The following is a 22707-nucleotide window of genomic DNA, read 5'->3' as shown; positions in this document are numbered from 1 at the left end:
TTACCAAATCGTTAAGCGGCAATTAACGATCTGCTATTGACAGCGACGTTTCGGAAACGAAACAATGGAAGTCAAACGACGAATCCATGGGAGGGAATAGCTTAGGAATTGAGGCAATTGGAGTATTTCATGGCCATCTGCGAAGAGCTCCACTTCTCGCGCGCCGCTGAGAGGATGGGCGTCAGCGATCCGAATATCAGCCAGCAAATTCGGGCGCTGGAGGAGGAATTGGGCGTCCTTCCGTTCGACCGGATCGGAAGAAAAATCGCGCTGACGGAAGCCGGGGCGATTCTGAAGGAGCACGGAACGGCCGTATTCGGGCATCTGCGGCAAGCCGGAGACGCCATCGCGGACTTGAAGTTGAGGCAAGGGGGCTCGTGGCCATCGGCGTTTTGCCCGGCGACGCCGATCTGCTGTTCGATTCCCTCGTGATGAACTTCCATCGGACGTATCCCAAAATCTCCTTATCCTTGCGCGAAACGCTGAACGTAACGGAACAAGTGCTGGACCGCTCCATCGACATCGGGGTGACGATCGGCCCTGTCTCCGACGACCGGCTGACGTCCATTCCTCTATTCCACGAAGAATTCTCGCTCGCGGTCCATTCGCACGATCCCGTCGCCCAAAAGAGCTTGCTCCCGCTAGCAAAGCTGAAATCGATGAATATGGTTCTATTCCCTGCCGACCATCAGTGCCGCGCCTTGATTGACCGATTCTGCATGGAAAAAGAGTTCCGCCTCAAGCCGCATCTGGAGACGACGACGCTCGTTTCCTGCTTGGATGGTGCAAAACGGGATTGGCGCCACCGCTCTTCCGCACCTGCTGCTCGCAAGTGTCGAAAGCGAAGATATCCGGATCGTTCGCCTGAACCAGCCGGTTCCCAGCCAGGACATCTGCCTGATCTACCGCAGCGACCGATATGTCGGGTTCGCTATGCGCACGTTTATTCAGACATTAAGGGAAACCATCGAGTCTTTGAGTAATTAAGTCTTATTGATGGCATGGAATATGAATTGGCTATACTCCGTAAAGCTTTTTTTCAGATATTAAGTCCTATCATTAACACCGATTGAGAGGTCTTATCCCTGCCTGTAAAGAGCTTTTTTGCCCATAACAAATAAACCTTCTTTTTACTGAAGGGTCAATTAGCGCAGGGAGTCGATTAAGACATTCATGCAAATGCGCGCCGTCAGAAACCAAGGACTGTTGCTTCCAAAGTTGAAAGAGATTCTTCTCGCATGGCGAACCAATCGTGCCGCCATGTAAACGATGTTTTGAATGACGGTACGAATATGTCGGCGTTTGACGTTACCACGGATCGGCGAATCGTCCTCTCGCAGGCTTTATTGCCCCATAATGCGCAGAAGATTGTATGCAAACATTCCCGCATGGAGCATCAAATCGTTGGTGGCAAATTTACCGTCCGGAAGACGATCCATAACCAAATCGGTCTTAATCTCACTGTGAAATTGTTCGCTTGTGCCATGGTCGCTGTACAGTTCGATCACCCGCCAAGGTGCGCAGCGAAGCGATGTCCAGTACACCGGCACTTCCAAGATGGTTCCAAATCAAAACTTCGCTTGTGATGCGAGGTCGATGCCTATACCAGCTCAAGCATGGTCTTTGGGGATAGTGGGAGAACAGTTTCTGTGACGGGGTCAATGCCCCAAAAACTCCCGCGTTCTCCCGGCTACCGCCATCTTACAATGCCTAAGAAAAGTTAACAAAAATACACAATTTATTTGCTGGCTACGTAAGTACTAAAGTTTTCAAAATACGAAGGCAAGGTATCCCATGGATTAGCACCCGAGTCGTTTGTGCAGAAAATCCAACCAACGTTATGTGAGGCAGCGTAATCAACCCTTGATTGCCACTTGCTAGCAGTGGTACCGTACGGAAGAACATAGAAATTACTTCTGTCGTAGCTATTTGTCCAAGCTGCCGGAACCCAAGTATCAAAACCTGTGTTAGTCTCAAAAACACAAAGTACATCAGCAACACGGTTACCATTGTACAACAGGTAACTTTCTACGGTAGTAATTCCCGGATTCGCTACCACTAAGGCTGATGCACTCTTGGCTTTGATGTAATTGTATAGATCTTGGTAATATCCCTCTTTTCCAGGGGCAATTTCCATGCAGTCTAGAAAAACACCATCTATACTAGGATAAAAAGCATACCATGCATCAATTATTGCTTTTACAGAAGCTAGTGAAGCATTGCCATAATCGGTATTGGCATAACCGATAACTTTGCCGGAATTCGTATGCATACTATTAATAGCTGTGTTATAAGCACTGTCAAAAGCTGGACCTGGACCTTCATTCTTATTAGCAATGGCATACATTCTGCCAGGCATCGTGGCAGCCTGATTTATAATACGCGTCCAATTTGAACTCGGTGGATCAAAATATGCAGGCACGATCACCTTCATATTTAATTCTCCGGCAGCAAGGGCATTCATGCCAGGCAAAATAAACAATAAGATCGCTATTAAACTAGCAATAACTCTTTTCATAATAATCAAGCTCCTTTTTTAAAAAATCGATTTTTAGTACATTCTAAACTTTAAACTTATCGAATACTCTTCTCCTTTCCTGGAAGTCTTTCTTTATTTAAACCCGGGAATGAAGCACGGAAAATCCAATCCCAGGTAAAAACCCTGTATAAATCCAATATATGACAACCGTCTTTCCAGGATCGTGTCCATGGATGCCGACGTATTGTAGATGATTGCTGCGAATAGTACTTGTAGGGCGGAATCATTTCGGCAATCTTCCGGATGTCAACTCGACTCGTTCGTCAGCAGCCGAAACCCTGACCCCCCGAACACCATACCGCCGCCCGCAACGAAATCATGAACGGCTTGCTGAAGTGAGGTGCCTCGGGGTGCGTTCGCCAAGTCCGGCTGCTTGTCCCCGAACACCCTCTCGTAAAGCTGCGCTTCATCGTCCCGATTCGGAACGAGACGGAACATCCGTCCGAATGTAACGATATTGGAATCGGCCGGCAGCAAATGCGCGAGTCCCGGGCTAAGCAACCAAGAGGTGCAGACGAACGCGCGGACCGGCAGTTCGGGGAATTTCTCTGCATAGAAGGCCCTAGCCTCCGCCATCGAAGCGGCGATCGCCTCCGGGTCCAGTCTTCCGCCTTCTTGAATATGGACGTCGAGAACCGGACTGCCCGCTTCCAGAACCAACTCCCATTGAGCCGCATCCAGCTCGGTCAATTCCCCATCTGCAGCTCCATCCGGCCCCGTGGCATGGCCGGAAATGATGCTACCGCCCTGCCTGAGTTCGGAGACCCATCCGTCCGCTGAATCGTAAATACAATTCATGCCGTCGACCAGCCCGTCCGCCCGAAACCGGACGCCGGCTTCCGGGAATACCGTCAATTCGTCGGACGCTCGATTCCGGAATACTTTGACCTGCCTCTCCCATTCCGTATGCATGAATTGCAGCCTGCCGATTTTGAACAGTTTGCAAGTGAAGTGGTAAAGGAGCCACTCCGGCACGCTCAGTCCCCATACGCCATGCTGCCTCTGATAATGCCGCATCCAGACGTCGACATCCCCGAATGTATCCAGGAGGATCGCATCCGAAATGTCTCGCTTCCGATAGAAACGAATCGCGTCCGGCAAGAGTGAAATCAGCACGAGCGCCGTAAACAGGCTTGCATGCGATCGCCGTGGCGCCAGCGTCTCCGTCCATCCGATCATCCCGGACATGACCTCGAAAGGTTCGGTCGACTCCGACAACGCGATGCGGTATTCCTCGGCCTGAGACATCCAAATCGCATTCCCACGCATTTCCCGTTCGGCATCTGCCAATGCCCCTAAAGGCTCATCCGGCAGCCGGAGGATTTTGTTCGCCTCCGTCCAATCCACCTCAAAACCGTCTCTTCCCTTTACTCCCATTGGATCCCCCTAGCTCGGGAACTTTCTATTTATTTGAGCCCCGAAATCGTCAACCCTTTAATGAAATGTCTCTGGAAGATCAGGAACACCGCGATCACCGGAATCATGATGAGCACTGCAGCGGACATAACCACGTTGTAGTTGACGGCGTGCCGGCTGTTGAAAAACACGAGAGCCAACGGAACCGTCATTTTGTTTTGCTCGTTCAGCACGATCAGCGGCCACAGGTAATTGTTCCATGCCGCCATGAAAGTGAAGATCCCCAGAGCGGAAAGCACCGGCGTGATTTGCGGAACAATCAGCGAACGGAACAGGCGGAATTCACCGGCTCCGTCAATCCGGCCCGCCTCGCTCAGGTCTTTCGGAATGCCTTCGATGAATTGCTTGCATAAGAACACGCCAAATGCGCTTACAAGGGACGGCAAAACAATGGCCGACAAATTGTTTACCAAATTCAGCTTCGTAATGATGAGGTAAGTCGGGATCATCACGACTTGAAACGGAACCATCATCGTGGCCAGAATCGCGATAAACATTACGCTTTTCCCGAAGAATCGAAATTTTGCGAACACATAACCGGCCAGCGCGCTCGTGAAAAGCGTGCCGACGGTGATGCAAACGGACGTAACCAAGCTGTTGAAAAACCACCGCATGAAAGGAGCATCTGTCAACACCTTCTCATAGCCGCTAAACGTCGGACTTTCCGGAAGCATTTTCGGTTGCATCGAAATGATCTCCAGATTGCTCTTTAGAGAGGAAATCACCATCCATAAATAAGGCAAACACATCAAGAGAGCCCCGAATGCCAACACAAGACACAAAATCACATAAGGAATGTTCGATTTCTTCGACACCCGATCTCCTCCTGTTCAAAGGTCAGTACTCCCAGCCGGATCTGCCCAGACGTATTTGCAAGACCGTGATAATCAGCACGATCAGAAGAAGGACGAAAGCCATCGCCGATGCATACCCCATGTTCATGTAAGTAAAGGCATTGTCGAAAATATCCAGCGCCATGACGCGCGTTTCGTTGCGAGGCTCTCCATTCGTCATGATTTTGAACTGCGGGAACATCTGGAGATAGGAGATCGTCGTCATGATCAACACGAACAGGGAAGTCCGGCTCAGCAAAGGCAGCGTAATGTGCCGGAATGCCTTTAACCCGCTCGCTCCGTCCAGCCTCGCCGCTTCATAGAAAACGTCCGGAATCGCGTCCAAGCCGGTCATGAAAATGACGATATTGTAGCCGATATCCGCCCATAAAGTCATCAGAATGATCGAAAGCATCGCCGTGACGGGATCTCCCAGCCAATTCACACTTTGAAGGCCGAACATATTCAACATGATGTTGATCATGCCGTCTTTGTTGAACATGGTCGTCCATACGACGGCGGATCCGGCAATCGGCGCGACCACGGGCAGGAAGAACAGGGTCCGAAACGTATTTTTCCATAATCGGCTGCGGATTTGATTGATGCCGATTGCGATCGACAGCGTAAGGACGATGTTGGCGGGAATAGCGATCGCCACGAACCGGAACGTATTGCGGAAAGATTTGAGGAACACCTCGTCGTGTAGCAGCCGTCTAAAGTTATCCATTCCGATAAACGGCGAATGGAGATTGAGCGGGTTGTATTCGTAAAACATCAGCACGATCCCCCACACGATGGGAATGAGAGAAAACAGGCCAAACAAGAGCATAACCGGCGTCAGGGAAAAAACGGCAAATCTCGTCTCGGCCCTGGTCAACGCGCCTTTCCGTGTCCTACTCATCACAGCGCTCCGATCCGTTTATTGGTTTCGATCCAGCATTTGATTGATAGCGTCCTGCGCTTTCTTCAATCCGTCTTCCACGGAAATTTTGCCGGCCCCGATGGAAGTGAATTGATCGAATACGGCTTTGAACCAGTAATCCCGATCTCCTACCGGACCTATCCATTGTCCGTATTGCAGCGCTTCCAGCGAAGTCTTCATGGCCGGCACTTCTTGAACGAATTCGGGATCCTCCGCCACTTTTTTGTTAGCCGGAACGGTAAAAGTCTGTACGTTCCAAGCTTTGGCGTTCTCAGGTTCCGCCATGAAGCGGACGAATTCCCATGCTTCTTTCGCGTGTTTGCTTTTCTTCGCGACCACTTCTCCCCATCCGGACTCCGCCGCGAAATAAGGCGGCTGTGACGTAAAGGACGGGAAGGGGATATATTCGAAGTCGGATACTTGGAACGTATCCTTGCCTTCGCTAATCGTCCACGGACCGGCGGTCGTCATCGCCGATGCGCCTTTGAAAAACACCATGTAAGGTTCTTCCGTCGATCCGGCGAGGGTCAGATCGCTGACTTTCTCCTTGGTAAGCAGATCGGTGAGCGCTGTCATCGCTTTCATTGCTTCCGGAGAAGTCAAGTTCACATGGCCGTCATCGGTCCAATATTTCGCGCCTTGCTGCAGGATCATGGCAAGAAACATGAAATTCGTGCTGTCCGACGAGGTCATATCCAATCCGCGAATTTTGATCGCACCGTTTTCCGTCACCGTTAGCCTTTTGGCGGCGCCGATCACTTCGTCCCAAGTTTTCGGGGGATATGCGATTCCTGCGTCATCGAACATTTTTTTATGAACGAGGACACCGTCGTTCTCGATATTGTATTCGTTCGGGATCCCGTACACTTTGCCGTTATAGAGATACGCACCGAGCGCCGCGTCATAAAGCTCGGATTTAAAAGCGTCGTCGGGCGCCGGTTCGAGCAGGCCGTTCTTGGCGTATTCCGTCACCCAAGTGCCGAACATCTGCACGATGTCAGGCGGATTCTTGGAAGCGAATGCCGCTTTTAATTTTTGGATTAAAGCATCGTAGGGAAACGTTTGCAAATCGATTTCCACGTTGCCGTGGGCGGCCTGGTATTTCTCAATGAGCTTTTTGTTCGCTCCCTCGAAAGCGGCATTATCGGAAGACCACCAGACGAGTTTTACTTTTCCGTCCGAAGAGCCATTCGGCTCTCCGCCTGAATTCGAATTGCATCCGACGATGACGAGACCGGAGATGAGAAAAGGCACGAACAGTCGGGCAAACCGTTTGATCATGTTCTGAACCCCCTGCATGAATTATGGATTTCCAATTTAAATGCATGCACCGCCCCAAACGATCATTTGGAACTCCGGATGACACCCTGCCGCAACGATATTCACTCGTCCCCCCTTACGTCGCCGTTTGGGCTGCGGCGATTTCGTAAAGGGTCAGAACGCGGGTTGTTTCACGGAGCTGAATGTGACCGTCGCCTTCTCGAACATGACGCGGAACGCCATATCGAATGGCAGCGTCTCTGGGTAATTCCATCCTCCTTCGAGAGACACGACCGCCCCCGGAGATTCGTACAAGCTGCCTCCTGCACATTTAAGCAAGCCGATTTTCGATGAAAACGTCGAGCCCCTCTGTTCATTCCGGCGATGGCCATTTCCGCGTGCATATAGGTGGGCAATTCGCCGCGATCTCTCGGGCTTTTCGCAGATCGGCGTCGGCCACGGCCGTCACCCGAAAATCCAACGTCCCGAGCAGCGCTTCATAATAAGCGGCATGCATGCCGCCCCATGAAGCCAGTCCCGATCAATCCGATTTTCACCATGAGTGCAACTCGCAGATTTGCTTGCCTTGTTGCCTATTCTAAGAGGTTGGAGCGGAAAAAGATTTACCGAAACTTACGCATTTTTTATCACTTTCTACACGCGTTCGAACGAAAAAATTGATTAAAAGAGATCGTGTTTTCCGATCTCGGAAATTCCTATGTTAACTTCTTATTGCCGGGCGTCCGCCGTGAATACCTATCTTGAGCCTCATTCGTAAGAAGACGAAATGAAAAATAAGCTTTCCTGTTCTCCCGCTACTTCAACGACAAGTTATATCGGATTTACCACCGAATTCGCGCGTTTCGTATAACCATTGGAGAATCTAATCAACCAACCATCATAGACCACTGTCTGTATAGAAGACCCTGCATTCAGTGACAATTCGTCAATATGGCGAATCATGCCTTATCCTCTCCTCTTCTCTACGTTATAAATATACGTTAATATAAATATTTATACAATAGCCCGTTAGCTTAACAGCCTACCGGAACATGCCGGCAGGCTGTATGATTGCAGTATCGTACCCGTTACTTTTGACTATGGCTACGTAACCAGTGATCCGAGACACATCCGCAGGCTGTATGCGGAGCAACCCGCCGTGCTACAGAGCCTGACCAACCTGAGCCATGCGGATCTCATGAACCAGCGAGAGCTTCGCTTGAACATACATTGAGCTTGAAAACTCATTCTATCCCGTCACATGCTGAAGTTCTGAATAGCAGGCCAGTTGGCTTCTTCGAAAAGCTTATCTAAATAAGATCAAGTGCAACGAGAAGGCCGAGAGTTCCTCGGCCTTCTCGATTCGATTACGCCATTATCTCCCTTATCTTCCCGTTGATCCTCTCTCTTCTCGCCAACAGCCATTCCGCCTCCAACGGATACTCGCTGAAGCTCAGAGACCGACTCAGCCCCTCCTCCAAAAGCTCCAATGTCCGTTCCCTGCCGATCAGACTCTCCAGCAGTTGAAGCGCTCGTAAATCTTGCAGAGCTTCGCGCAGAACTTCAAGTCTCAGCGATTCGACAGGCCCGTCAGGACCCGGGTAGACCAGGAAAGCGTCCCCCGATGGGAAAGCGTGCCCGGCGTCCGTCACCCGATAAGGATCGATCGGCTTTCGCGAGAGCTGGGAATACCAGAAATTATATCCCCAATGCAGGAATCCTTCGATTTGGAATTTATAGAGCTGCATGCCCAGAATACGATTCCGGGAGGAAGGCATGTTGAAGAACCGATTGGACACTTGTTTGTATTGTCCGCAGCAATAATAAGTCCAGAGCCGGGGAACCTGATGCGCCAGGAACGGCTCGATATGATTATTGGCCGGGATCGGGCGCTTGACGAGACCTTTCTCGTAGAAGTCGTAATCGGACAATGCGTCGATGACCGGGAAGTCCGCCAGATAGCCGCGGATGATCTCGACCGCGGACCGGTAATGATCCAGATGCTGAATGCTCGGCTCATCGGATACATGAAAGTAACTGCGGTCTTCCAATTGGTGCGAACGAATGAATCGAATCAATTCCGGCAGAAATTGCTCCAGAAAGCCGCGGTAAGCTTCGCCGGCCGCATCCGTCTCCCAGCCGAAAATCTTCTTCGACTCCCCGCCTTCCGAAGCCGCAATCTTGGGAGCGTGCTTCGCCCCCCATTGCGTGAACAGATGGGAAAACTCGAAATAACGGATTCCCCGGGCGCTGCACATGTTGATCCAACGTTCCAGTCTGTTGAACCGGAAGCGGTAGACTTCGCCCGACTTCTCCACGTCCACGAGCTGGACGGTCGGCCGCTCACCTCCGATCTCGGTATCGAGCGGAGGCGTAAACAACGGCGTTAGGATCATGTTCATCCCGTGACGCGACGCGGTTTCCACATACCGGTCGATAAGCCGCCAATGCTCCTCGCTGAAAACGTCGACCCCATAATGGGTAGCCAGACAATCGCAATGGAACCATTCCGTATGAATCAACCGCTGTTCGGGCAGCCCGGCGGGGATGACTTCTAGCGAGAACTGCTCGCCCCCCAATTCTTCTCCCGTATCCTTTGCAAGACGGACTTCAATCTCGTGCGAGCCAGGCTTGCTCTCCTGCGGAACATCGATCGCAATCCAGACCGAACGCCACTGTCCGTGTACGGCATCCACTCCGTCGGGATCCATCGGATGCAGCGGATCCGGATACAAGCCCGGTGTCGACCGCAGAATATGCTCATCATGATCGCGATAACAGGGCAGCTCGGAAGGGACCATGTCAACCTTGCGAACCGAAATTCCCTCGAGGTCGGACTCGGCTTTCACTCGAATATTCCGAATCGTCTCCTTCGCCCGGAAGGCGACTTGAAAAGCGTACGTTTCGCCAAGCAGCGCCGACCCGCTTGTGAACGCCGGCACGGTGAGCTCCTCGTCCGCAAATACTTTGGCTAACGAGCTTAAACATCTGGTCTCGAATTCCAGCATCCTTACATCCTCCGGACCTCAAAGGTATAGGTTCCCGATCCGATCTTGAGAAGCGTGTCGCTCCCCTCCTTGCCCAACCGTTCAATCTCCTTCACCGATTCCAGCGGGTTGCCGCCTTCGCTAATGATCTTTCCGAGCGCATCCGGAATATGCACCGTCGCTGTCGTGTTCACTGGAATCGTCACCTCCAACAGCCACCGATCCGAATCCTGGTGCCAATAAACCTCAACCCGCCCTTGTACCAGATCGTGGTGCGCCCGAACCCACTCCACGCCTCCGACCGCCCGGGGAGCAATGGCCAGGTGATGAAGGCTGGGAATCTCATAGGAAACCCGAATGCCCGCCAATACGGAGTAGAACCATTCCTCGATATGTCCGAGCATGAAGTGATTCTGCGAGAGACCGAACGTAGGACCGTCCCACAGCTCCGTCAACGCGGTCGCTCCGTGAGCGATCTGGTACCCGTAGCTCGGATGATCGGTCTTCAGCAGCATGTCGGCGACCGTTTCCGCTCGATTGTATTTCGTCAGCGCCATAAGCAAGTACCGGAAGCCGACATCGCCGCCGGTCATGCTGTTGCCGCGCGCCCGAATGTCCCGGACGATATTCCCGGCGATCGTCTCCTCCAGTCCGTCCGGCACCATCCCGAGCGCAAGCGGCATCGCATTCGAGGTTTGGCTTCCGGAGGCGTACCGACAAGCTTCGCGATCCAGGAACTCGGCATTATACGCCTCTCTGATCCGAACCGCCAGCTCGGCATAAAACTTCGAATCCTCGTCCTTGCCGAGAACGGAAGCCATCTGCTTCATGATGTCCGCCACATAATAATAGATTGCGGTTGCGGTAACCGGAATCGGAGTGTTCTGGGGATACCCCGGATTCGGCCCGACGTCGCACCAATCCCCCAACCCGTGACGAACCATGTACCCGTCGGCTTTGCTGCTCAAGTACGCCGCGTAGTTCTTCATGCCCTCGTAATGACGTTCCAGCAAGCCGCGATCCTGATACCAGTTGTATACATACCACGCCGCAATGATATAGGCGCTGCCCCATTCCGGCGAATCGCGGAAATCATGGTCGAAAACGGTATACTCCGGCGCGATGTCGGGGACGAGACCGTTGTCCAGCTGCGCTTCTCGCATATCGTCCATCACCTTCCGATACAGCTGAGGGACGTAATAATTGTACATGATTGAAGGGCCCATAAGATGCGCTTCTTCCAGCCATCCCAGCTTCTCCCGATGCGGGCAGTCGGTCAGCACGCTCTGCATGTTGCTCTTGATCGCCATATTGATGATCTGATGAATCTGATTCCACATGTCGTTCGAGCAGGAGAAAGATCCGATCGTCGGAGCGGCGGCATAAATCATCTGCCCTTCCAACTCGATCTCTTGAGGAACGGCCCCTTCGACCTGAACGTAGCGGAAACCCGTGTAGGTGAACCGCGGCTCCCAGCTCTCTTCCCCGTCGCCTCTCGTCGTATAGGAGAAAGAGATGTTCCAGGAGGTGTTGATGCCGCCTTGTTCATCGACCAGCTCCGCGGGCTTGAGCGTAACCGTCGAACCGGGAGCTTTTCCCTTGATCTTGATTCGAACCCGTCCCGAGAAGTTCTGTCCGAAGTCGTAGACGTACACGCCAGGCGAGCTTTCCGTCACTTGAACGGGGGCGAACTGCTCCATCGCTTGGATTGGAGGATGGTTCTGCGCGGCGAGCTTTCCTCGAGGCGCAGGCACGACGGATGCTTTCCGCCATCGGTTGTCTTCCGCGAACTCGGCCCGATCCCAACCCGGCTCCTCCAACAAAGCGTTGTAATCTTCTCCTCCGTAGATACAAGAGAATGTAATCGGACTACGGCTGACGGACCACCCTTCTCCGCTCCGAATCCGGGTCACAGTACCGTCGGCATGCTCCACCTCCAATTGCAGGATCAACTTCGGATTGCCGAAGCTGCCCTTCAGTTTGGCGTACCGTCCGCCGGTCACGTTGTAGAAACCGTTGCCGAGCAGAATTCCGATGGCGTTCTTTCCCTTGCGCACATAGGGAGTGGCATCCAGAACCGTGTACAGGCAGGTTTTGTCATAATTCGTCCAGCCGGGGGCGAGCGCGTGATCGCCGACTTTCTCGCCGTTTAACCGCAGCTCGAAGTGACCCAAACCGCAGATAGAGGCTCTCGCCCGTACCGCGTCCTGACTCAGTTGGAACGTCGTTCGAAAAAGCGGCAGCGCCGTCTCCGCATCCGTTACGCCTTTCTCTGCCCACGCCTGCCTGTCGTCTGCCGTGACTCCGATCCATTCGGCTTGCCAGTCCTCGGGATGCAGGTACGCCATCTCCCATATACCCGGAGAACTGTACGGACCTGCCCGACCGGAAGCGTCCCATGCCCTTACTTTCCAGTAGTACCGCCTTCCGGATTGAAGCGGGACTCCTTCGTACGCGACATTCCGATTTTGCCGGGAGACGACCTTGCCGCTGTCCCATACATCGGCGAGCTCGCGAGACAGCCTCTCTTCTTCGGACGCGACAAGAATTTGATAAGCGGACTGGCTCTCCCCCCGCCCGCCGGCCGAGACGAATCCCCAGCCGAAACGGGGACGGGCTTCGCCGACTCCGATCGGATTTTCCATATGCTCGACCTGGAGGTTCACGATTCGAAGCGAGTTTTCCATGCTGTTTTCCGCCCTCCTAACCCTTCACGGCGAATTTACTCAGGATCACGCGAGCATCCGTGTTTTTCTTCGGCTGAAACTCGACGCTTGCGATCTTTTTCTCGGGAAACGGATTCGGAATCGCGATGATGCACCACGTTATTGCCCCTTCGCGAACCGGCAGTGCCGTATAAGACACTTCAATCAGCGATCGGTCGAACTCATAAACGTCGAAGCTCTCGCCCCATCGCAGCGTCCAGGACCGGTCGAAGCCGGTAATGTTCGTGCCATAGTCGACCGGACAGCTCACGACGCTTCCGTCCTCGAATGTAACGGTATAGTCCCCGAGATGATCCTCTCCCGGTTCGATGAATTTCCCGTCGAAGAAGAACTCGAATTCGCGGTGAAAGGCCGTTCCATGCGTAATTTCGATATGCGGTCCGGCGAGAATCTTCCGATTCCTGTAGCGGTACAACTCGGCGAATACCTTTTCCGCCATGGCCGGGAACCGGGTTTCGTCGTACTCGTCCCTCCAGAACATTCTGCACCCGTAGACCATGTTGAAGAAAATCCCGTTCCGCTGCATGTAGTTCTCGTTCAGTGCGCTCCAATTGGAGATGCTCGCTCCCTTGACGCCCCGGGACAACCGTCTGCTCCACTCCGGAATTCCCGGTCCCTCGAAGTTGCCGTAAACGACGGACAAGCCGCGCGAATGGTATTGCTCGTCCCATTCCCGGTGAATCGACCAATACCAGTGCATCACTTCGACGTCGGAAGCAATCTTGTCGATGGCCGGATAAGTGGCCGGGGAGCCTGCGCCTCCGTACTTCTTCCCGTCCTTGGCGACGGCATTGAGCAGCTTATCGCCCCACATCATGGTACGGATGCCCTTGCCGGCCAGGTAATCGCGAATTCGGTTCACGTCTTCGGCATAGATCGCAGCGGGGTCTTTGCCTCGGCATCGCTCGCAAATCGCGATGGAATAATATTCGTCGTGGCCGATGTGAATGATCTCCGGTTCGAAGACGTCCGCCACCTCGTCCAATACGTCAAACAGCAGCTTGTAACTGTCCGGATTGGAAGGGCAGTACGTATCCGGGTAAGGGTCGTAGCTTCGTTCCGCCAGTTCCGGATGCCGAATCAGCAAGTAATCGCTGTGACTGAGGGAAGGGACCTCCGGAATGACGTTCAGACCGCGATCTTTACAGTAGGCGACAAGCTCCCGGACCGAAGCCTGCGTCAGCCATCGTCCGCCGCCGTTCTCGCAGTGAATGGAATTTTTGCCCCAATCGAACCGCGCCTGGATCTCTGCCGCCTTCCCCGAGTATTCGCGCATTTCCTCGCAATACGCTACCCACCCTTCGTTGATCTCCGGATGGCGCTTGTATTCCATCGCGCCGCCGACTTCCACCACGAGATGGTTGTAACGGTAGTAACAGGCCATGTCGACGAAGGATTTGAAGAAATCGACATCGTCCGCGGCGGGAAGGTACACTTTCAGTCCCCGGAACGAACACAACGGGACATTGTACACGATTCCGTAACGGAAAAAGCCGTTCTCGCCGATCTGACGCAGCGTGCAAGCCCCGTACATCCATCCTCTGGCGGTTGCGGCGGATATGCGAATCTCGTCTTCTTCGATCTCGACGGCGTAACCGTCCTCGTCTTCCTTATAAACTTCGCCGAATTGCTCCCGGATACGTCCAATCAACCGTTCGTCCAGATGGGGAACGAATCGCACGGCTTTGAAGGCATGCGGCCTATTCCCTTGGAGCGAAGCTTCCTTAATCGGAGAAATCAGAACGTCGCCGCCGCCTTCGATGCGAGTATCCGTCGTCAGGTACGCGCCCTCGTCCTGAAAGCTCTCGTAGCTGTTGAAATTGCCCATTTCATCCACTTCCTTGCCTTTTGCTTATTGGGGACGCTTTTACACCTCTATGATAATTTTCGGCAGGGGAGTCAGACAGTGGAGGCTTTCTACTTTTGGTATCTTTTCTTTACTCGTTGCGCCATTCCAATCTGGCGATGGACACCGCGTTCTCGTGCGGTTTGCTCTTGCCCGGCCAGCCGCAGGCGGTGATGTACCAATTCCCGGTATCGGGATCCCGAATCACTTCGGAAGCGTGCCCGAACAGCTTGGCGACCACGACCTCTTTCTCGTTGTCGCCGTTATAATTTCCGAAATCGTAAGGATTGGAAGACCGGAAAACAAACGTCTGGTTATACGTCTCGTCGCTGCAATCCGTGTATGTAATAAACAAATAATAATAGCCGTCCAGGTAGACGACGTAAGGGGATTCCGTCGCTCCCCAAGCCGGGTTCAGCGGAGCGTTCCCGGAGGTGGTCAGCGCATACTGAACGAACCGCCAATTCTGCAGATCGTTGGATACGTAGGCGGAGATGCAGCTGTAAGTCCCTCTGATCCCGGTGACGTACATGATCCAGGTATAGTCGTTCAGCCGGAGCACCATGTGGTCGCGATGACAAGCATCGACAGGCGAACCGATCAGATGCACGTCATTGTTCATCCAATGATGCAGATCGGGGGACACTTCCAGCTTGGTCGGAGCGGGACCATAGTACATGTAATACTTCTTTCCTTCTTGAATGACGCCCGGCGCCCATGCCCGGGTGCCGTAATCGATCGCGATGCTCTCGTTCGTCAGCCCCTCCTCCAGGGAAGAACCCCATCCGTGAACGAAATACCGTTCATGCTGCGGGTTGATCTCGGGCGTCGGACCTGTGATCCCGAACAAATGCCAGCTTCCGTCGTCCGCTCTGACGATACTGTGATCGTTCACGTAACAGCCTGCCTTCCGAGGTTTGAACAGCACTTTCCAATCGCTTGCAATTACCGGAATAAATCGCTTGTCGTCGCTCATGCCGACCTCCTGCCTAAATGAAAAATCTGCGAGAACGAATTCCCGCAGTTTTTATTTTTCAATCGGAACCGCCGTTTAAGATACGAGCTGATTGACCTCCTCCGTCATCTGATCGCCGCCGAGCTTCTTCCAGTTCTGGACGAACGTATCGAATTCGTCGATTGGCACGTTTCCATAAATGATTTTCATGAACGTTTCCAACTCCAGCTTCCCGAGCGTAGCTCCCTTGGTCGCCATCGTCTTTGTCGGCGGATAGACGAATTCGTTCAGAAGAATCGAATCGTTATCGATGTAGTGCTGGATGATCTTCTGCGAGCTGTCCGGTCCGAAGATTCGCTCGAACCACCATTGGGATCGATCGCCGCCGCGATAGCTGGTAATTCCGTCGTAGTAGCTCTTTTCTTCCCGGTTGAGCTTGCTCGGATCGTTTGCCTCCAGAGCGTCGACGACATGATGGTAGATGCCGACGTTCTTGTTGGGCTCCAGAAGCTTAATCGGCGCGACATGGAAGCCTTGTCCGGATTCCCCGATGAACTTCGCGGCTTCCGTCTTGGCCGATTCCCCGAACGTTTTCTCCACCGCGAAATTCATTAATTTAATCAGCGCTTCCGGATGCTCGTAGCCCTTGCGAATCGCCCAGATGTTGCCGTAAGAAACCTCGTTCTGGACCTTGGCCGGCTTGTCGTCCGCGGAAGGGATCGGGTAAGGCAGCCAATCGATCTGATTCTCGTTCGTGATCATCCCCGAGACCGAGAACGGCGAGGTCATGAATCCGAAGAACATGCCTGCCTTGCCTGCCATGACCGTCTCCGAAGCCTTCGCCACATCCTTCGTGGCGAACTCGGGGTCGATATAGCCCGCCTTGAACATCTCCGCAAGCCTCGCAAGCGCGGTTTTCATCTCGGGTTGAATGCTCCCGTACACCAGTTTCCCGGAACCGTCCTTGAACCAGATGCCCGGATAGGCGTGATATCCGTTCATCAGCCCTTTGGGATTCATGTCTCCGCCGCCCATTAAGTCCTTGTTCAACTCCAACCCGTAGGTGTCTTTCTTCCCGTTCTTGTCGGGGTCTTGCTCCGTGAAAGCTTTCGCGATGTTCATGACGTCGTCCATCGTCTTCGGAGGCTCCAGATTCAAGTTTTGCATCCAATCGGTGCGAATCCACAGCATCGGAGACGTATCGTAAGAACCGCTGTAATAGGTGAGGCCGTACAGCTTGTCGTCTTGCCGCACCGGCTTCAGCCCGTCGGTGCCCATGGTGTAGAACTTCTTCACCAGCTCGGACGCATACTTCTCGTAAACCTCCGACAAGTCTTCCAGCTGGCCGGCATCGAGGAGCTGTTTATATTGCGTTTGATTGACGTTTAACAAATCGGGTAAATCGCCGCTCGCCAGCGTAATGTTCATCTTGTCCGTGTAGTTATCGCCTTTGGTGATCCAGTCGTACTTTACTTTAATGCCAAGCTCTTGCTCGTAGCCCTGGGTCCAGACGTTGTTCTCCGTCGTTTCGCCCTCGTTCAAGAAATCCTTGGCTTCCGCCGCCGTCGTTCGAATCGTGATCGGAGGGTCGTATTTGGCGAGCGATCCGTCGCTCTCGGTCGGGCTGGCGGAATGGCTGCTCTCGCTCCCCGGTACTTGGCTCTCTGCGGCTTCGTCATTTCCGGCCCCGCCGCTGCTGCAAGCAGCCGCCGTTACCGCAAGTGCCAGCGAGGTGAATACGGTTAACGATTTCTTGGCTAACAAATTCATGGTATGCCTCCCCTTGCTTCATGATTACGCTCTTATTGTAAAATTCAATAAATTTAGCCGACAGTGAGTATTTTCTACTTTCGGTATCTTTTCTTTACTTGTTCGATTCACACTTTGCGGTTGCGATAATCCTGCGGCGTGCAGCCCACCACTTTCTTGAAAAAGCGAAAGAAATAATGGGGGTCGGTAAACCCGAGCTTCTCCGATATTTCGTGAATCCTGTAGGAGGTGGAAGCGAGCAGTTCCTTCCCTTTCTCGATCTTCACTTCCTGGATGTAATCGGATAACCCTTGGCCGGTGACCTGCTTGTACCACCGCGACAGGTAGGACGGATTCAGCGACACTTCACGGGCGATCCGCGTAAGCGACAAATCCGAGTCCAGATTGTTGTGAATATAGTAGTAGATTCGACCGATCAGATGGGACTCTTCCCGCTTCAGATGATCGTTGCGCGTGCACTGCATCCATTCGAACAGAGATTGGTACAGCACGACCGCCTCGCCCCACGACACTTGACTGTTGAACTGCAGAATTCGCGGCAAGTCCGTCTGCGAGATCGCCTTATTCTTTAATCCCAGCTCTTCCAGGCAAACCAAGCAATGCTCGGACAAGTTCTGAAGAATCACCATCCGGTCAAAAGGATCCTCCGGCCCCGACGGGGGAAACAAGCCTGTCAATTTATCAAAATAATGTGTCCAATCGCTGCCGGTTCCTCCAAGCAAGCGCTGCTTCAGCTGCTCCAGCGCATATTGGGCGGACTGACGCCTGAAATGATCCGTGCTCTCCCCCGCTTGTTCCGTCGCAGGCTTCACGACCAACAACCGCTCCAGTCCTCTTGCCTGTCCGTTCAGGACGGCCAGCCGGAGGCGGCGAATCTCTTGACTCGTGTCTTCAAAAGGAAGCACCCGATTGCTCGTCGCCGCGGACAGGGGGATGTGGAACAGATCCCGGCACACCTGTTGAACCGATTCCAACGTTCCGAAGGTGAAATTCGCGGTCCTCTCCGACTGCTTCTCCTCGGTGACGAACGTTTGCTCCGGGCTCTGCACCAGGCCCAGCAGCGTGGAATGATCGTATGGGACGAACTTCGTTACCGTTCGGGAGCCGAGCAGTTCTTCCGCGATGTTCCCGACGGAGAATAACATTAAGTTTCTTTCGAACGTCGTCTCGTATTTGCCCCATTCCTCGACGCTCAGAAGGATAGGCAGTACCGGTCTTCCCGCCCGGAACGGCAGCTTCAAGGCATCGAATTCGTCCTGCAGCCCTAGATACGCTTCTCGGTCCGTACGTCGGAGCAAGTCGAGCAGCAGTTGACGCTGCAGCTGATTCATCACCTTGGGGAATTCCTTCTGCAGCCACTCCTTCTGCCGATAGACGGACAATTCATCTTTGACCAGTGCGAACGCATGCTTCACCGCCGAACCGATCTTGCCCATTCCTTCGGTCTTCAGGATATAATCGACGACGCAGGAGCTGCGGAGGGCCTGATGCGCGTATTCGAACTCGTCGTGCCCCGTCAGCAAGATCACCTTGCACCTCGGCCACCTTTTTTCGATCTGGCCGAGCAATTCCATACCGCTCATCTCGGGCATGCAAATATCGCTTAAGACGACATCGATTTTGGCCGAATCCAACTGCGAGATCGCCTCGGCAGCCGAATAGGCCAGGACGATCTCCACATCCGCCAACTCGCTTTTGCGGAAGTACTCGTGCAATCCGTTCACGATGATCGGTTCGTCGTCGATGATCAACAATCGATACATGAAGGATCGGCTCCTCTCTAGGCGCTTCTCTGGAGTTTCATGACGACCTTCAGTCCGCCCAGCTCGCTTCTTTCCAGCCATAAACCGTATTCGGAACCGAACCGGATCCGCAGGCGGTGATGAACGTTGAGCAGCCCGGTCGTTTCCCGATCGCTCCACTGAGACGGGGCTATTTCGAGCTGGCTCTGCAGCTCCAGCAATCGATCATCCGTCAGTCTTTGTCCGTTATCTTCCACTTCAATCACGAATGCCTGTCCCTCCGTCCGATGCGATAATCGCAAGATTCCTCGGGAAGCGCTTTGGCTCAAGCCATGCTCGAATACGTTCTCCAGGATCGGTTGAATGATGATGCGAGGAACCATAAGGCCGCGGCTTTCTTCGGGCAGCGGTTCTACGTCAAACGCGATTCGATTGGAAAATCGGGTTTGCTGAATGTGCAGATAAATCAGGGAATGCTCCATCTCCTGCTCTAGCGTCGCTTCGCGCGCCGAATCCTTCGTCATGAACCGAAAGTATTGTCCCAGATAGTCGGAGAATACTTTGATTCCCTCGGTATTGTCCATCTCGGCCATCTGTTGAATGGTAAACAAGCTGTTATACAGAAAATGAGGGGTGATTTGCGATTGCAGATGCTTCAGCTCCGCATCCTGGGTTCGAATCCGCTGGACGTAGTTATCTTCGATCAAAATGTGGAGTCGGTTGATGGTCTTGTTATACTGGCTGAACAGATAACCGAAATCGTCCTTGCGCCGGTGAACGATCTCTTGAGTCGTATTCCCTCTCTCGAGCACTTTGAAGCCTTTAATAAGCTTGATCAGCGGCTTGTGAATCAGACGGTAGATCCAGAAAGAAAAGACGACGACGATCAGGCAGGAAGCGGCGGTCAACCACCACATCCATACCGAATAGCGATGGATCGACTGGTAGAGAACGTCGTTCGATACAAAGCTGACGAAATCGAATTGAAAGGTAGAATCGCGGACGGAATAGTAGCGATCGTCTTCCGTGACGGTGCGAACGACTTGTCCCGAAGCATCCTTCCGGACCCGATCCTTCAGAACGTTCCAGCGGTCCATCAGGCCGTTGTCCGAGATGACCGTATGATTCCCTTGCCCGAACACAATAAAGGCTCCGCTAATACTCTTCTCCCGGAAGCTTTCCAATTGCCGGTTCAGCTCCGGGGCGGAAATCTGAATCGCCAATACGAAATTCGGCGTAGACGAAGCCGTGTACACAAAAGGCGAGCTCGTCAAAAGAAACAAATCTCCGTTGTATTCGGATACGGCTCCTTTCAGCTCTCCCCGGTTGTGGATGAGACCTTCCCAGGTGTCGGCCGGATCGTCCGAGATCCCGTTGACGGCGGAGACCGTCTTCCTTAGTGCCGGCAGAAAGTACAGGACATCCTGAATATACGGACTTGTCGACTTCATCTGATCAAGCTTCAACAAGATGTTGTTCAATCTTTGCGCGATTTGGTAGCTGCTCATAATGGGAAGTAAGGCGCTGAAGTCCGAAAGCTCTTCATCTTGCGCGAATTGTCCCGCCAGGTTGTTCATGCGGGACAATTCGAACTGCAATCGCAGGAAATGGGAGAGCAGAACCGATTCGTTGGTCCGTTCGATCTCTTCTCGCATCTGCTTGGAGCTATTCAAGGTCAGGGTGACGCTTAATCCGTATAAAGGCAGGATAACAAGAAAAAAAGTGACCATCACTTTCATAATCAGCGAATTCCACTTGGCGCTCATGAGGCACCACCCGACTTTTTTACACCTTATCTTACCCTTTGACGCTCCCCACCACTAGGCCTTTCACGAAATACTTCTGCAGGAAGGGGTAGATCAGTAGGATCGGGAATGCCGCCACGAAGATTTGCGCCGCGCGGGCGGTTCGGCTCGACACGCTCTTAAGCAGAATCGCCTGTTCGAGCGTCAGATTGGTCTTCGGGATAGAAGTCATATTCAAGATCGATTGCAAGTATGTGGCGAGCGGATACCGGCCGACGTCGTTCATGTAGATCATGCCGTCGAACCAGGAATTCCAATGCATCACCAGCGTAAACAGGAGAATGGTGGCCAGACTGGGCAGCGAGATCGGCAAGTAGACGCTCCACAGCGTTCGCCAATGGCTGGCGCCGTCGATCAGGCTCGCGTCCTCCAACTCCTTGGGAAGATTCCGGAAAAAGTTCAGCATGAGCAAGACGTTGAAGACCTGAACGGTAACCGGCAGCACCAGCGCCCAGACCGAATCCAGCAGGTGGAGCTGCTTGATGACGAGAAAGCTTGGGATCAAGCCGCCGCTGAACAGCATGGTGAAAACGAAAATCCAGACATAAAGGGTGCGCTGCGGGAACGTGGCGTTTTCCTTGGACAGCGGATATGCGATCAGGACAGTGACGAGCACGCTGAGCGGCACCCCCAGTACGACCCGCAGAACGCTGTTAACGAACGCGGTGTTGAATTCTCCCGCTTGCAGAACGAAATCGTACGATTTCCATGTAAACTCGACAGGCCACAGGACGACCTGACCCGAGTCCGCCGCCGAGCTGGAACTGAACGACACCGACAGCACGTTCAGAATCGGGAAAAGGCTGAGCAGCGCGATAAACGTCAGAAAGACATAATTGAAGATCAGGAACGCTCGATAAGGACGCGATATCAAATGCATGATCTAAGCCCTCCCGTTAGAAAATCCGATAGTTGGCGATCTTGTAAGCCAGCCAGTACCCAAGGCCGATCAGCCCGAGAGAGACGATCGATTTGACCAAGCCGATGGCCGCGGCAACGGAATACTGGGCTTGTTCGATGCCGATCCGGTACAATAACGTATCCAGAATATCGCCCGTCTCGAAGACCAACGGGTTGTACAGGTTGAAGATCTGATCGAAGCCGCCGTTCAGGATTGAGCCCAAGCTGAGCGTAGCCATCAGCACGACGATGGGGCGAATGCCCGGCAGCGTCACATGCCAGGTCTGGCGCCATCTCCCGGCCCCATCCATCAATGCCGCTTCGTACTGACCCTGGTCGACGCCGGCCAGCGCGGCCAAATAAACGATCGTGCTGAAGCCGAATTCTTTCCATTGATCCGTGATGACCATGACGTATCGGAACCAGGCGTTGCTGGACAGGAAGGAGATCGGATCGACGCCGAACGCGCCGAGGATCACATTGACGACCCCCTGGTCCGGCGAGAGAATATCGATGACAATCCCCCCGAGAATAACCCAGGAGAAAAAATGAGGCATGTAAACGATCGTCTGAACGGAACGCTTGAACAGCGCCGACCGTACTTCGTTCAGAAGAAGCGCCGCCACGACCGGCACGACGATGCCGGCGACGATTTTCATCACGGAGATAACGACCGTGTTGCGCAGCGCCGGCTTGAAATCCGGCAGAGACAGGATGTAATGGAAGTTATCCAGCCCGTTCCACCGCAGCTCCTTGAAGCCGATGATCGGATTAAAATCTTGAAACGCTATGGATAAGCCAACAATCGGCAAGTAGCTGAACAAGAGGATCAACACGAAGCCGGGAATCAGCATCAGATGAAGCTGATGGTTTTTGCGGGACACCTTCGCCTTGCGGAACATCCGAACACCTCCGGTAGATTGCTTCAAGCGGACTACGATAAGTATAGAGGGCTTCGAATGGCGCCATCCAGTGGAGCCTCTTTACCTGTTGTATCTTTTGTTTA

At 53.2% G+C, this 22707-nt stretch carries 16 protein-coding genes and 1 pseudogene; 2 read left to right on the top strand and 15 right to left on the bottom strand.

Translation table 11 applies throughout. The annotated features are described in order from the left end of the window. Positions 1-108 precede the first annotated feature (108 nt). On the top strand, positions 109-432 hold the full coding sequence (locus H7C18_RS35990; protein WP_420481850.1) for a LysR family transcriptional regulator: 324 nt from the start codon (positions 109-111) through the stop codon (positions 430-432). Continuing rightward, positions 378-987: pseudogene (locus H7C18_RS10560) on the top strand (LysR family transcriptional regulator substrate-binding protein). Before H7C18_RS35990 ends, H7C18_RS10560 begins: the two are co-directional and overlap by 55 nt. A 751-nt stretch (positions 988-1738) precedes the next feature. On the opposite strand, the gene H7C18_RS10555 reads toward H7C18_RS10560, so the two are convergent. From H7C18_RS10555 to H7C18_RS10485, 15 genes are all read right to left on the bottom strand, one after another. After that, positions 1739-2518, bottom strand: coding sequence for a spherulation-specific family 4 protein (locus H7C18_RS10555; protein ID WP_185129019.1), 780 nt, complete (start codon positions 2516-2518; stop codon positions 1739-1741). 267 nt (positions 2519-2785) lie between these two features. After that, positions 2786-3916, bottom strand: a complete 1131-nt coding sequence (locus tag H7C18_RS10550; RefSeq protein WP_238357626.1) for an acyltransferase domain-containing protein — start codon at positions 3914-3916, stop codon at positions 2786-2788. A gap of 29 nt (positions 3917-3945) precedes the next feature. Beyond that, complete coding sequence (locus H7C18_RS10545) at positions 3946-4641, bottom strand: carbohydrate ABC transporter permease (protein WP_238357625.1); 696 nt, start codon at positions 4639-4641, stop codon at positions 3946-3948. Between the two features lie 151 nt (positions 4642-4792). Continuing rightward, positions 4793-5689: a carbohydrate ABC transporter permease gene (locus H7C18_RS10540; RefSeq protein ID WP_185129017.1), complete on the bottom strand. Its 897-nt coding sequence runs from the start codon at positions 5687-5689 to the stop codon at positions 4793-4795. A gap of 18 nt (positions 5690-5707) precedes the next feature. Then, on the bottom strand, positions 5708-6991 hold the full coding sequence (locus H7C18_RS10535; RefSeq protein ID WP_185129016.1) for an ABC transporter substrate-binding protein: 1284 nt from the start codon (positions 6989-6991) through the stop codon (positions 5708-5710). A gap of 153 nt (positions 6992-7144) precedes the next feature. Next, on the bottom strand, positions 7145-7285 hold the full coding sequence (locus H7C18_RS10530; RefSeq protein ID WP_185129015.1) for a hypothetical protein: 141 nt from the start codon (positions 7283-7285) through the stop codon (positions 7145-7147). A 1052-nt stretch (positions 7286-8337) separates the two neighbouring features. After that, positions 8338-9978: a DUF4091 domain-containing protein gene (locus tag H7C18_RS10525; protein WP_185129014.1), complete on the bottom strand. Its 1641-nt coding sequence runs from the start codon at positions 9976-9978 to the stop codon at positions 8338-8340. A 2-nt stretch (positions 9979-9980) separates the two neighbouring features. Continuing rightward, positions 9981-12644 (bottom strand): family 78 glycoside hydrolase catalytic domain, encoded by a 2664-nt coding sequence (locus H7C18_RS10520; RefSeq protein ID WP_185129013.1) that lies wholly within the window; start codon positions 12642-12644, stop codon positions 9981-9983. Between the two features lie 16 nt (positions 12645-12660). Continuing rightward, positions 12661-14511 (bottom strand): family 20 glycosylhydrolase, encoded by a 1851-nt coding sequence (locus H7C18_RS10515; RefSeq protein WP_185129012.1) that lies wholly within the window; start codon positions 14509-14511, stop codon positions 12661-12663. A 109-nt stretch (positions 14512-14620) separates the two neighbouring features. Beyond that, positions 14621-15505 carry a glycoside hydrolase family protein gene (locus tag H7C18_RS10510; RefSeq protein ID WP_185129011.1) on the bottom strand — a complete coding sequence of 295 codons (885 nt, stop codon included), beginning with the start codon at positions 15503-15505 and terminating at the stop codon, positions 14621-14623. 75 nt (positions 15506-15580) lie between these two features. Next, positions 15581-17254, bottom strand: a complete 1674-nt coding sequence (locus H7C18_RS10505; protein WP_185129010.1) for an extracellular solute-binding protein — start codon at positions 17252-17254, stop codon at positions 15581-15583. A gap of 107 nt (positions 17255-17361) precedes the next feature. Beyond that, positions 17362-19017, bottom strand: a complete 1656-nt coding sequence (locus H7C18_RS10500; RefSeq protein WP_185129009.1) for a response regulator transcription factor — start codon at positions 19015-19017, stop codon at positions 17362-17364. A gap of 17 nt (positions 19018-19034) precedes the next feature. After that, positions 19035-20762, bottom strand: coding sequence for a sensor histidine kinase (locus H7C18_RS10495; protein ID WP_185129008.1), 1728 nt, complete (start codon positions 20760-20762; stop codon positions 19035-19037). A gap of 31 nt (positions 20763-20793) precedes the next feature. Continuing rightward, positions 20794-21681, bottom strand: a complete 888-nt coding sequence (locus H7C18_RS10490) for a carbohydrate ABC transporter permease (protein ID WP_185129007.1) — start codon at positions 21679-21681, stop codon at positions 20794-20796. Positions 21682-21697: 16 nt separating this feature from the next. After that, positions 21698-22603 carry an ABC transporter permease gene (locus H7C18_RS10485; RefSeq protein ID WP_185129006.1) on the bottom strand — a complete coding sequence of 302 codons (906 nt, stop codon included), beginning with the start codon at positions 22601-22603 and terminating at the stop codon, positions 21698-21700. Positions 22604-22707: the final 104 nt, after the last annotated feature.

The sequence above is a fragment of the Cohnella zeiphila genome (assembly GCF_014212055.1).
Lineage (GTDB): Bacteria > Bacillota > Bacilli > Paenibacillales > Paenibacillaceae > Cohnella > Cohnella zeiphila.
Note: the sequence above shows the minus strand (reverse complement) of the source record. Positions and strands in the feature narration are given on the sequence as shown.